A 12583-nucleotide genomic window follows, 5' to 3' on the forward strand; every position below is an offset into this window, starting at 1 on the left:
GCTAAGCAAGCTCGACGGTGCAGTCAAGGGTATCCAGGGCGGCGACGGTGTGAAGTACCTGCGGGTCAATTCGACGGGCAGCGATAGCGTCGCGACCGGCACCGACAGCGTCGCGATCGGCCCCGATGCGGTCGCCAGCAATGCGAAGGACGTGGCGATCGGCTCGGGTACTCGTACCGTGGAGACCACGGCGGTGAGTTCCACAACGCTCGGTGGCTCCAGCTACAACTTCGCCGGCAGCGCGCCGGTCGGTGCGTTCAGTGTCGGCGCGGTGGGGGCGGAGCGGCAGATTCAGAATGTGGCCGCAGGCCGTCTGAGCGCCAGCAGCACCGATGCGGTGAACGGTTCGCAGCTGTATGCCACGAATCAGAAGGTGCAGGACAACTCCAATTCGCTCTCCACGCTACAGAGTTCGCTGACCACGCTCGAGCAGTCCATTGGCGGCATCTCCGGAAATCCCAGCAAAAGCGGCAGCGGCAGCGTCAGCCCTGCCAGCGATGGCAGCAATGGCAGCAACGGTTCGAGCGCCTCATCGGCGACGAACGATGGGTTGGTCGTCGTGGGCAATGACGGCACCTCGGTCGCGGTTGGGCCTACTGCGTCGGCCAAGAGCGCCAGCACCACGGCGATGGGCAGCAACACCACGGCCAGTGGCACGAACGCGACGGCGGTGGGGGCGGATGCGGTCGCATCAGGTGCGGGTAGCGTTGCCGTAGGCAAAGGCGCCACTGCCACGGAGTCCAACAGTGTTGCCATGGGGCAGGGCTCGGTCGCCGACCGTGCCGACACCGTCTCGGTCGGTTCGGCGAGCAATCAGCGCCAGATCACCAACGTCGCCGCCGGCACCGAACGCACCGATGCGGTCAACCTGGGACAGTTGCAGGATGGCTTGGACAGCGTAGAGGACTGGTCGCGCGCCTACACCGACTCCCGCGTGGATCAGGTGGATCGGCGCGCCAGCGCCGGCGTGGCCGCGGCGATGGCGATGGCCAGCCTGCCCCAGGCGTATCAACCGGACCAGAGCGCGGCGGGCGTCTCGTTGAGCTCGTTCCGTGGCGAACAGGCGATCGCGTTCGGCGTTTCCACGATCAGCGGAAGCGGCCGCTACCTGTTCAAGGTCAACGCCAGCGCCACCACGCGCGGCGATGCCGGCGTGGCCGTCGGCGCGGGTGTGGTCTGGTAACAAGCACCGCTGGCGCCGGCCGGACGCCTCTGTGTCGGCCGGCGCTTCCTTTCATTTTCCTGGTCACAAGCGCGTCCGAGGACGCGTTTCTTTTTGTCGGCTGCGTACGCGGCTGTGGAAGAGAAGTCGTAGATGAGCAGATCCGGATATCGCGCCTTCGGCATCGTGGCGCTCGCTTTGATGTGGCTAGGGACCGCACTGGCGATATATCGCCATCATGCCAATGCCTTGTGGCATCTCGTCCACCGGCGCTGCGAGGTCAGTGCGCGGGGCTCCGGGGTGCCGGCGCCGTGCCGGACCCTGGACCCTGCGCAGGGCTATGCTCTCCTGCAGGACGAGCGCGGCCGAGCGCATGCCTGGCTGGTGCCGACCCGCCGCATCATCGGAGCCGCCAAGCTCGCGTTGCAGCGCCAGGACACGCCGAACTACTTCTGGCTGGCATGGCGGGCCCGTGGCGTGCTGTCGGATTTGCTGGGTGCGCCGGTTCCGGATACTGCGGTGGCCGTCGTGGTGGATGCGCAGACGCTGCCTTCGCAGAACCAGTTGCACCTGCACATCGCCTGTCTGCGCGCGGACATCCGTGAGCAGTTGGCGGTGGCAGGCCCGTATTGGGATGCACACTGGAACGGATATTGGCTAAAGGGCCGTCGCTACTACCTGCGGACGCTGAGCGAGGCGGAACTGGCAATGCGCAGCCCGTTCCTGCGCGTGGCCGAGGAGTTGCCCGGTGCCAGCGGCAACCTGGAACGCTACGGGCTGGCCCTGACCGTGCTGCAGGACGGCCGGTTCGTGTTGCTGGCGCTGCCGCGCACCTTGCTGGGCCGGGGCGCGAACCTGGGAGCGGCGCGCGTGCTGCAGGACGACGATTGCGCGACCGCAGGTACGCGCAGTTTTCCCGCATCCTGGTACTCGAACGTGATGCGGCCAGGCGGTCATGCTCGTGTGGAGCTGGCAGGCGAGAGATAGCAGCGCGGTCGCCGTTCGGTTGCGCGGCATGTACGTGTTGCCGCACAGGCAGCGGCCAGCGCGGCCGCTGCGCCGTGCAGCAAGCCCATCACTGCTGCGCGAACACCCAGGCCAACTGGCCGCGTACCGGCTCGGGCGTCGCCAGGGCCTGGCGGTACAGGGTCCGCGCCGTCCAGCAGGCGTCCTCGTCGCTGGCCTTGGCGATCTCCGGCAGCACCCGCATCAGGCGCTGCTGCTGGTCGGCGGGCAGCGACTTGACCAGGGTGCCCATCGCCGCCTGGATCTGCTCCTGGCTCACCGGCTGCGCCGGGGTCTTGTTCAACTCCGCGTCGGTGGCCTTCAGCGAGACGTCGAACCAGCGGTCGATCTGCGCCTGCGGCAGCTTTTCCAGGCCCGACAGCATCGCCGCGCTCAGCGCCTGCGCATCGTTGGGGTTGCCGCCGCGCGCCAGCACGGCGCACTGCAGTACGTCGACCTTGTCGCTGACCTGCGACAGGATCTGCAGGCGCTGTTCCAGCGTGGCGTGGTCCAGTCGCGCGATGCCGTTCTGCGCCAGTTGGAAGCCGGCCTGCTGCGCCTGCGGGCCGCTCTGCTTGAGCAGCGCCACGTAGCGCGGGTCGTTGGCCAGCTTGCGCAGCATGCGATCGAACGGCGCGTGCAGCGGCGAACTGGCCGGGTAGGGGTTCTGCGCCGCGGCGATCTCTTCCTGGGCCTTCTGCTGCGCCTTCTGGCAGGCGCCGAGGCTCAGTACGCCGGCGATCAGCAGCGGCAGGGCGATCTTCATCTTCCGTGTCATCGGGAATTCCTGGTCGGTGAGGGCGGCCACCCGCGGCGGCCGCCAGATGCGCCAGGATATCGGCTTCGTCCGCGCAGGGCGAACGGCGCGATGGCGGGTGGGCTGATGTCGCCACGTCCCTGTCGTTCGAGCCTGCGAGACGCGGTCGGGTGCCGCCTGGTCGGCGGCCACCGCATGCGGCAATCTCCATTGGGCGCCGGCGTCCCCGGTGCTTATCATCCACGCCTCCCTTCGCGCGCGAGATCGTCCGCATGACCTCCGGAATGCTTGTTGGCCTTCTCGCGCTTGGCCTCGGCGTGTCGTCTCCGGCCGTATCGCAGCAGGCAGGCGTCGTCGACGCGGTCGTCCAGCAGCTTGATCTCACATCGTTCCCCAACTCGGTCGGCCCCCGCCGCCTGCCGGGGAAGACGACGTTCGCGGACTATGGTTTCGTGGATGTCACCAAAACCGCCCATGGCGCGCGCCTGCTCGAGGCCGACAAGGGCTGGATGATGCGCTTCGAGGTGCTGTCGGCCGATGCCACGTCCGTGCGTCTGTGCTTCCATGACACGGGATTGGCCAGGCTCGGCGCGACACAGGCCCCCAGCTACGACGCAACCTCGGCGCTGCTCGTTTCGACAGCGTCTCAGGGCAAGTGGACCGCCAGGCAGGTCCCGGCGGGGTTTGCGGACTGCAAGAACGCGCCTGCCGGCGCGTGAGTGCACGCGGGGCGGCCGCGATGCGGGCCGTCGCATCACCTGGGTGAGGGGGCTGCCGCGGCCTGACGGCGCGCGCCGTCCCCGTGATCGATAGCGTCCCCATAAAAAAACAGGGCGCCGCTTGCGCAGGCGCCCTGTCGGGTGCGGAGCGGGCCGGCGCGCACGGCGCCGGCGTCGTCCTCAGCCGCCGCGCGGACCGCGGTTGCCGCCGCCGCCGGGACGGCCGCCGCCACCCGGAGGACGCCCGCCGGCCGGGCGGTTGCCGCCGCCGGGGCGTCCGCCCGGACCCGGGCCGCGCTTCTGGCCGCCGGCCGGGCGCGCTGCGCGCGGCGCGGCGCCGTAGGGGTTGAAGCCGGGAGTGGCGTGGTCGGACGGGAAGCTCGGCGCGTTGCCCGGATGCCCGTAGGGGTGCGCCTTGCGCTGCTGGCCTTGGCCCGGACCGCGGCCCTGGCCGGCGCCCGCACCAGCGCCGGCACCAGCCGGACGCGGCTTGGCGTAGGGACGCCCTTGACCTTGACCCTGGCCACGACCGCCGGGACCGGCATTGCGGTGGCCGGTCGGGCCGGTGCTGACGCCATCGGGCACGTACCAGGTGCGGAACGCGGCGGGGTTGCCGTCCGGCAGCGGCTTGGGGCCCTTCGGCGTGCGCTGCTTGAACGGCTTCTGCGATTGCTTGGCGGCCATTTCGCCGCTCACGGTCAGGCCGCCGTGCGGCTTCTTGCCGCCGCGGCCGCGGCCGCGGTCCTCGCGGAAGGTGTCGAAGCGGCGCAGCTCGCGGCCCTCGTCGGCAGTGTTGTGGCCGTTGACGTAGGCGTTGCCGCCGCGGCCGACCTGCACGGTGGCCTTGGCCGCCTTGCGCTGGCCGATCACCGGCTGCAGGGTCAGCGCCGACGGGGTGCCTTCCTCCAGCTTCAGCTCGGCGCGCAGCGCCTCGACCTTGTCCTGCGCCAGTTCCATCGAGTGCCCGCGCAGCAGTTCGCGCGGCAGTGCGATCTTGCCGTAGCGGGTGCGCTTGAGCCGGCTGACCTGGCAGCCCTGCGATTCCCACAGGCGCCGCACTTCACGGTTGCGGCCTTCCTTGACCACCACCCGGAACCAGTCGTGCGAGTCGGTGCCGCCGATGCGTTCGATCTCGTCGAACTTGGCGCCGCCGTCCTCCAGCAGCACGCCGCGCGAGAGCCGCTCGATCATGCTGTCGGGCACGGTCTCTTCGCCTTCCGGGGCGCGCACGCGCACCACGTACTCGCGCTCGATCTCGTAGGAGGGGTGCATCATCGCGTTGGCCAGCTCGCCGTCGGTGGTGAGCAGCAGCAGGCCGGTGGTGTTGATGTCCAGGCGGCCGATCGCGATCCAGCGCGCGCCCTTCAGCGCCGGCAGCGCCTCGAAGATGGTCGGGCGGCCTTCGGGATCTTCGCGCGTGGTCACTTCGCCTTCGGGCTTGTTGTAGATCAGCACGCGCGAGGGCTCGGTCAGCGCGCTGGCGACGAAGCTGCGGCCGTCCAGCTCGATCTTGTCGCCGCTGCGGATCGACATGCCGGTCTGCGCGACCTCGCCGTTGACCTTGACCAGGCCGTCGGCGATGCGCTGTTCCAGCGCCCGGCGCGAGCCCAGTCCGGCCTGGGCCAGGACCTTGTGCAGGCGTTCTTCCAGTTTCGGCTGCTCGGCGGCAGCGGCGTCGCGCTTGAGCGAGAGCTTGTTCAACGACAGCTTGCGGGAGGTGTCACTCATTTACTTGGCTCCGGCCGGCGCGTTGCGCGTCGGCCTGTGGTTCGGAATCGGCATCGTCAACAGCCACGGTCGTCGTCGCGACGGCGTTGTCTTCGGCTTCGTTCGCATCCGCCGCGCGCTCTCCCGGCGCGGCTTCGGGTTCGCCCGTCGGGGCGGTCGTGGAATCCGTGGCCGCCGGCGCGTGGGCGTCGTCGGTCGCGGGGGTGTGCGGTGCTGCGGTGTCGCGTGCTTCTGCGTCGGCGGCGTCGTCGGCATCGGCCGCGTCTGCCTGCGCCGTCGCGGCAGGCTCGGCGGGTTCGCCGGCGGCTGCGGCCTGCGCCGTGGTGTCGCCCTGGTTGCCCTGATCGGCCGCGTCGCCCGGCGCGGCGTCGGCCTGGGCCATGTCGCCGACCGGCAGCGCGTCGCGGTCCAGCGGCAACTGCGGCTCCAGTTCGCCGATGTCCTTGAGTTCGGACAGCGGCGGCAGTTCGTCCAGGCGCTTGAGCCCGAAATAATCCAGGAAGGTCTTGGTGGTGCCGAACAGCGCCGGCTTGCCCGGCACGTCGCGGTGCCCGACCACGCGGATCCACTCGCGCTCTTCCAGCGCCTGGATGATGTTGCTGCTGACCGCCACGCCACGCACCTGCTCGATCTCGCCGCGGGTGATCGGCTGCCGGTAGGCGATCAGCGCCAGGGTCTCCAGCGTGGCGCGGGTGTAGCGGGTCTTGCGCTCGGTCCACAGCCGCGCCACCCAGGCGTGCACGTCGCTGCGCACCTGGTAGCGGAACCCGGAGGCGACTTCGACCAGTTCCACACCGCGGCCCTCGCAGGCCTCACGCAGCAGTTCCAGCGCGCGCTCGATGCTGCCTGGCGGCGCGGGTTCCTCCTCCGGGAACAGGCCGTGCAACTGCGCCAGCGGCAACGGCTGGTTGGCGGCGAGCAGGGCGGCCTCGACGATGCGGTTGATCAGCGCTTGATCCATGCGGGGGCGGGTTCTCGGTGGCTCAGGTGGTGGCGTCGGCGGCGTCGCTGTCGTCGAACTCGCTGTTGAACTGCAGCGGCGCGTTGGTGTTGCCCAGTGCCAGCGACTTGACGTAGATCGGCGGCATCGGCGGCCGCTCGGCGGCCTCGGCGGGGACGTGCGCCAGCGGCTCCTGGACGATGTCCAGCAACTGCTCCTTGGCCAGTTCCAGCAGCGCCAGGAAGGTCACCAGCACGCCCAGCTTGCCTTCCTCGGCACTGAACAGCGATTCGAAACGGTGGAACTTGCCGTCGTCCAGACGGCCCAGCACGTCGCCCATGCGCTGGCGCACGCTCAGCGCCTCGCGCTTGATCGCGTGGCCGCTGAACAGCTCGGCGCGCTTGAGCACGTCGTACAGCGCCAGCAGCATTTCCTTCAACTCCACCGGCGGCGGCAGCTTGACCGCGGCACGGTCCGGCACATGGGCGTGCACCGGGGTGGTGTCGCGGTCCTGCCGCGGCAGCGCGTCGATGTCCTCGGCCGCCTGCTTGAAGCGCTCGTACTCCTGCAAGCGGCGGACCAGTTCGGCGCGCGGGTCCACTTCCTCGCCGTCCTCGGCCGGCGGCCGCGGCAGCAGCATCCGCGACTTGATCTCGGCCAGGATCGCGGCCATCACCAGGTATTCGGCCGCCAGTTCGAAGCGCAGCTCCTGCATCACGTTGATGTAGTCCACGTACTGCCGGGTGATCTCGGCGACGGGGATGTCCAGGATGTCCAGGTTCTGCCGGCGGATCAGGTACAGCAGCAGGTCCAGCGGGCCTTCGAACGCGTCCAGGATCACTTCCAGCGCATCCGGCGGGATGTACAGATCCTGCGGGATCTGCAGGACCGGCTGCCCATGCACGACCGCCAGCGGCATTTCCTGCTGCTGTGGCGGGGTCGTCTGGGTTGGCGGGTTCGCGTCGAGCGCGAGTTCGGAAGTCATCGGTTGGACATCGGTGTTGCGGTAGCGAAGGGCCGGGCAGGCGCGACCCGGCGCGGCTCCTTGCCGGCAGTGCTGCGGTTCAATGGCGCGTCGTCCCCGCAACGCGCTCGGTACTTCAACAAGACACACGACGCACGCCACGCGTGTCGTGGCGGCGGGAACTGCAGAGGAGGACGTCTGCGCGGGCGGTGTCAGGCAGCGAATCGGTCGTCGGAAGGGGCTTGGGGTCGCCGATCACCGACGGGCCGCTGCATCCGGCCGCGTGCAATACGACCAAGGGTAATGCGCCGGCGGGGTCGGTGTCCAGCGCCGCCGTGCCGGGGCAGGTTCTACAATGACAGGTCTTTGGATAGGCAACGAGGGCGGAGACGCGATGTGGTACGTGATCGAGGGGTACGACGTGGCCGATGCGCTGCCGCGGCGGGCGGCGGCGCGGCCGGCGCATCTGCAGCGGCTGACCGCATTGCAGGAAGCCGGGCGACTGTTGTTGGCCGGGCCGTGCCCGGCGATCGACGCCGAGGATCCGGGTCCGGCCGGCTTCAGCGGCAGCCTGGTGGTGGCCGCGTTCGACTCGCTGGCCGAGGCGCGGGCCTGGGCCGAGGCCGATCCGTATGTCGATGCCGGCGTCTACGCCCGGGTCGAGGTGCGGCCGTTCCGCAAGGTGCTGCCATGAGCCAGGTCGGCGCCGAGCGGGTGGCGCGGATCCGCGCCGCGCTGGAAGCGGCGTTCGCGCCGCAGGCGCTGGAGGTGGAGGACGATAGCCATCGCCATGCCGGCCATGCCGGCGCGCGCGACGGCCGCGGGCATTTCAATGTCCGCGTGGTCAGTGCGGCCTTTGCCGGCATGGGGCCACTGGCCCGCCACCGCGCCGTCTACGCGGCGCTGGGCGAGATGATGCAGACCGATATCCATGCGCTGTCGATCCGCGCCGAGGTGCCGGGCACGGGCGGCTGACACCCGCTGGCGACGGCTGCTATCGGTCCAAACAGGGGTGTGCACCCCGGGAAAAAGCGGAATCTGCACCTGGATTATGCTGCATTGCGGCACGATTCCGACCGGTTTCTCATTATTCAAGTGATTGAAAAATAAGGTGTTTATTGTAAAAATAACAAAGGGCTTCTGCCTCGCGCTGAAAACGATTACAGTCCGCGCCAGTTTCTCAAGGTCTCTGCCGCGGAGGGCGGCACGATGGCGAAGAGCGCGGTTACCATCAAAGACGTCGCACGCGAGGCCCGGGTCTCCGTGGCCACCGTGTCGCGTGCGCTCAACGGCCACGAGAACGTGGCGGCGCCGGTGCGGACCCTGGTGCTGGAAGTGGCCGAGCGCCTGCGCTACAGCCCGCATGCGGCGGCGCGCAGCCTCAGCAGCCGCCGTACCCAGACCCTGGGCGTGGTGCTGCCCGACCTGTACGGCGAATTCTTCTCCGAACTGATCCGCGGCATCGACGGTGCCGCCCGCGCGCGCCGCCAGCACCTGCTGGTGTCCAGCTACCACGGCGACCCGGAAGAGCAGGGGCGGGCGCTGCGGGCGATGCGCGGCCGCGTCGACGGCCTGCTGGTGCTGTCGCCGTATGCCGAGCGCCCGGGCTTTCTCACCGACAACCTGCCGCAGGCGTTGCCGACGGTGTTGATCAACACCCACCTGCCGGGCACCGAATATCCGGTGCTGAGCATCGACGACCACGCCGGCGCGGTGGCGATGACCGAGCACCTATTGGCGATGGGGCATCGCCGCATCGCCTTCATCGGCGGTCCGGAACTGAACTTCGACGCGCGCGAACGCCTGCGCGGCTTCCGCGACGCCGTGGCACGCCATTCCGGCGAAGCGCATGGCCAGGAGTTCCCGGGCGATTTCGACGAAGCCTCCGGCTATCGCGCCGGACAGGCGATGCTGCAGGCCGGCACGCTGCCCGATGCGGTGTTCGCCGCCAACGACATGACCGCGCTCGGCTGCCTCTACGCCTTCACCCAGAGCGGCGTGCGCGTGCCCAACGACATCGCGTTGGCCGGCTTCGACGACATTCCGCTGGCGCGTTTCGTTCACCCATCCCTCACCACCATGCGCGTCAGCATCGCCGGGCTTGGTGAGCAGGCGATGCACCGCCTCCTGCAATTGATCGATCGGCCCGACGCGTACGACCGGCAGCGGCAGACCCTGGTTCCTACGTTGGTCGTGCGCGATTCCAGCACGGCCCGTTCCTGATGCGACGCACTTTTCTGCGCCGCATCGGTTGTTCCACTTCGTTCCATCGAAGCACCACGCACCACCCATAACGAGCATCACGTCTTCCTGGAGGGAAAACCCCACATGCAACACACCCCGCACTCCGCCCGGCCCACGCGCAAGCTGTTGAGCTGCGCCCTCGCCAGTTGTCTGCTGCTGGGCGCCGCGCCGGCATTTGCGCAAAGCACCGGTGCCACCATCCGCGGCCAGGTCAAGGTCGATTCGGCGCCGGCCGCGTCCGCGCAGGTCACCGCCACCAACCTGGCCACCGGTCTGAGCCGCAGCGTGCAGACCAGCAACGGCACCTATTCGGTCGGCGGTCTGCCGCCGGGTTCCTACCGCATCGACGTCACCGCCGACGGCAAGACCACCTCGCAGAACGTCACCGTGCAGGTCGGACAGACCGCCACCCTGGATCTGGGCGTGGGCGGCGAAGCGGCCACCGCCAACGGGCAGGGCGCGACCACGCTCGACGCGGTGCAGGTACAGGCGCCGCCGGTGCTGGTGGAAACCCGTACCTCGGAGAACGCCACCTACATTTCCAACGCGCAGATCGAGAAGCTGCCGCAGGCCACGCGCAACTTCCTTGAGCTGGCCGACAGCGTGCCGAGCGTGCAGTTCCAGCGCGACGCCAAGGGCAACACCACGGTGCGCTCCGGCGCGACCTCGGCCAACGGCACCAACGTCTACATCGACGGCATCAGCCAGAAGAACTACGTGCTGACCGGCGGCGTCAGCGGCCAGGATTCCAGCCGCGGCAACCCGTTCCCGCAGTCGGCGATCGGCGAGTACAAGGTCATCACCTCCAACTACAAGGCCGAGTTCGACCAGGTCAGCAGTGCGGCGATCGTCGCCTCGACCAAGTCCGGCACCAACGATTTCCACGGCAGCTTCTTCTGGGATACGACCAACGACGACTGGCGTGCCGAAAGCCCGCTGGAGCGCAAGGCCGGCCAGCGCGACGACTTCTCCGAGACCCAGTACGGCGCCACCTTCAGCGGCCCGATCCTCAAGGACCGCGCGCACTTCTTCGTGGCCTACGAGGCCAAGGAATACACCACGCCTAACACGGTGATTCCGGGCGGCATCTACGCCGACCGCGTCGACCAGCTGCCGGCGCAGCTGCAGCCGCTGGTCGCCACCTACAGCACGCCGTTCAAGGAAGACCTGTACTTCGGCAAGATCGACTGGACCCTGGGCGACAACAACCTGTTCGAGCTGACCGGCAAGTACCGCAAGGAAGACGAGCTGTCGGACATCGGCAACACCACCACCTACCAGCACGGCAGCAGCAACGGGCAGAAGGAAAAGCGCGCCAACCTGCGCTGGCAGTACAGCGGCGAGGCCTTCCTCAACGATCTGAACCTGAGCTACGAGAGCGCGTTCTGGACCCAGACCCCGCTCACCGACGGCAGCGGCTACGTGCTGTCCTATGTGCCGCAGGCCGGCAACGAGACCACCATCCTCAGCGCCGGCGCCGGCAGCAGCTTCCAGAACAAGGGCCAGAAGGGCTGGACCCTGCAGGACGACCTGACCCTCAACAGCCTCGACTGGCACGGCAGCCACACCATCAAGATGGGGCTGAAGTACAAGGACATCCAGCTCGATTCGACCCAGATCAATCCGGCCAATCCGCAGTACTACTACAACATCCTCAGCGATGTCGGCACCCCGTACCGGGTGCGCTTCGGCGACACCGGCGACGGCGGTTCGGTGCAGTCGCAGAACAAGCAGTACGGCATCTACCTGCAGGACGACTGGGAGGTCAACGAGCACCTGACCCTGAACCTGGGCGTGCGCTACGACTACGAGAAGACCCCGTCGTTCCTCGACTTCGTCACCCCGGCCGACGTCGCCAGCGCGCTGTTGAACTGGCGCAATCTGGACAACGCCAACTACGACATCGCCAACTACATCAGCACCGGCAACAACCGCAAGGCGTTCAAGGATGCCTGGCAGCCGCGCCTGGGCTTCTCCTACGACCTGTTCGGCGACCAGGCGCACGTGATCTACGGCGGTGCCGGCCGTGCGTACGACCGCAACCTGTTCGACTACCTGGCGCTGGAGCAGCTCAACAACAACTTCCGCTCCTACAGCTACTACTTCAGCAGCGCCAACACGCCGTGCCTCGGCCAGCCGTGCGTGGCATGGGACCCGAGCTATGCGACCCAGGCCGGCCTGAACGGGCTGGCCGCCTCCACCACCGCCGGCACCGGCGGCGGCCGCGAGGTGTACCTGATCGACAACAACATCAAAGTGCCGTACTCCGACCAGTTCAGCCTGGGCATGCGCAACATGCTGCATTTCTGGGGCAACGACTGGTACACGGACGTGACCCTGAGCCACATCGTCAGCGAGGACGGCTTCGTGTTCCTGCGCGGCAACCGCCGTGCCGACGGTTCGTTCTTCCTGCCCGGCACCACCTCCGGCGTGCCCACCGACTCGCCCAATGGCTACAGCGCGATCGTGCTCGGCACCAACGGCCTGAAGACGCGCAACAACCAGCTGGCGCTGAAGCTGGACAAGCCCTACGACAAGGAGTCCGGCTGGGGCCTGACCGTGGCCTACACCTTCTCCGACGCGAAGGAAAACCGCCAGTACGGCGAGCACTATGCGCTGGACCAGCCGTCGATGGCCGGCTACGGCTGGCGTGAGGCCGGCGGCATCCCGAAGAACCGCCTGGTGGTCACCGGCATCTACGATCTGCCGTACGACGTCACCCTGTCGGCCAAGCTGTCGCTGGCCAGCCAGACCCCGCGCTACGGCACCAACTGCCTGGCGGGCAACGACCAGTGCTATATCATTCAGTACAAGCCGGACGCCACGCTGGGCTACAAGGAATTCAGCCTGGCGGCGAACAAGGAATGGGATACCGGGTCGGGCATCAAGTTCAACGTGCGCGCCGATGTCATCAATCTGTTCAACTGGACCAACTACGCGGACTACAACACCGCAACCGGAACGTACGCCGATCTGAATACGGCGTTCGGTACGCCGAACGGCGTGCTCGCCTCGCCGATGCGGACGTTCAAGCTGTCGTTCGGCTTGAACTGGTAAACAAGGT

Annotated in this window: 11 protein-coding genes; 7 read left to right on the forward strand and 4 right to left on the reverse strand. The window is 68.3% G+C overall.

Annotated features, from left to right (window positions below; genetic code table 11):
* Window positions 1-1183, forward strand: a 1183-nt coding sequence (locus SLW55_RS12650) for a YadA-like family protein (RefSeq protein ID WP_320745225.1), incomplete at its 5' end; no start/stop codon positions are given.
* 132 nt (window positions 1184-1315) lie between these two features.
* Window positions 1316-2149 (forward strand): CDP-diacylglycerol diphosphatase, encoded by an 834-nt coding sequence (locus tag SLW55_RS12655; protein WP_320745226.1) that lies wholly within the window; start codon window positions 1316-1318, stop codon window positions 2147-2149.
* A gap of 88 nt (window positions 2150-2237) precedes the next feature.
* Here SLW55_RS12655 and SLW55_RS12660 read toward each other — a convergent pair whose 3' ends face one another.
* Complete coding sequence (locus tag SLW55_RS12660) at window positions 2238-2933, reverse strand: hypothetical protein (RefSeq protein WP_320745323.1); 696 nt, start codon at window positions 2931-2933, stop codon at window positions 2238-2240.
* Window positions 2934-3196: 263 nt separating this feature from the next.
* Between SLW55_RS12660 and SLW55_RS12665 the strand changes: the two genes are divergently transcribed.
* On the forward strand, window positions 3197-3643 hold the full coding sequence (locus SLW55_RS12665; protein ID WP_267093922.1) for a pesticin immunity protein: 447 nt from the start codon (window positions 3197-3199) through the stop codon (window positions 3641-3643).
* Between the two features lie 180 nt (window positions 3644-3823).
* Here the strand turns inward: SLW55_RS12665 and SLW55_RS12670 are convergent, their stop codons facing one another.
* From SLW55_RS12670 to SLW55_RS12680, 3 genes are read right to left on the reverse strand one after another with little or no spacing between them, the layout of a single operon-like run.
* A complete protein-coding gene (locus SLW55_RS12670; protein WP_267099383.1) occupies window positions 3824-5371 on the reverse strand; it encodes a pseudouridine synthase in 1548 nt (515 codons plus the stop codon).
* Window positions 5364-6332 carry an SMC-Scp complex subunit ScpB gene (gene scpB, locus SLW55_RS12675; protein ID WP_295968473.1) on the reverse strand — a complete coding sequence of 323 codons (969 nt, stop codon included), beginning with the start codon at window positions 6330-6332 and terminating at the stop codon, window positions 5364-5366. The genes SLW55_RS12670 and scpB overlap by 8 nt, the downstream gene beginning before the upstream one ends.
* A gap of 22 nt (window positions 6333-6354) precedes the next feature.
* A complete protein-coding gene (locus SLW55_RS12680) occupies window positions 6355-7296 on the reverse strand; it encodes a ScpA family protein (protein WP_150410986.1) in 942 nt (313 codons plus the stop codon).
* A 373-nt stretch (window positions 7297-7669) separates the two neighbouring features.
* On the opposite strand from SLW55_RS12680, the gene SLW55_RS12685 reads away from it, so the two are divergent.
* The 4 genes from SLW55_RS12685 (at window position 7670) to SLW55_RS12700 (ending at window position 12576) form a co-directional block, all read left to right on the forward strand.
* Window positions 7670-7969 carry a YciI family protein gene (locus SLW55_RS12685; protein ID WP_017909689.1) on the forward strand — a complete coding sequence of 100 codons (300 nt, stop codon included), beginning with the start codon at window positions 7670-7672 and terminating at the stop codon, window positions 7967-7969.
* The gene (locus SLW55_RS12690) at window positions 7966-8250 is read left to right on the forward strand and encodes a BolA family protein (RefSeq protein ID WP_010342674.1); all 285 of its coding nucleotides are present in this window, start codon (window positions 7966-7968) and stop codon (window positions 8248-8250) included. The genes SLW55_RS12685 and SLW55_RS12690 overlap by 4 nt, the downstream gene beginning before the upstream one ends.
* A gap of 234 nt (window positions 8251-8484) precedes the next feature.
* Window positions 8485-9498 (forward strand): LacI family DNA-binding transcriptional regulator, encoded by a 1014-nt coding sequence (locus SLW55_RS12695; protein ID WP_267121018.1) that lies wholly within the window; start codon window positions 8485-8487, stop codon window positions 9496-9498.
* A gap of 105 nt (window positions 9499-9603) precedes the next feature.
* Complete coding sequence (locus tag SLW55_RS12700) at window positions 9604-12576, forward strand: TonB-dependent receptor (RefSeq protein ID WP_267123573.1); 2973 nt, start codon at window positions 9604-9606, stop codon at window positions 12574-12576.
* Window positions 12577-12583 lie beyond the last annotated feature (7 nt).

The sequence above is a fragment of the Xanthomonas sp. LF06-19 genome (genome assembly GCF_034105425.1).
Taxonomy (GTDB): Bacteria; Pseudomonadota; Gammaproteobacteria; order Xanthomonadales; family Xanthomonadaceae; genus Xanthomonas_A; species Xanthomonas_A sontii.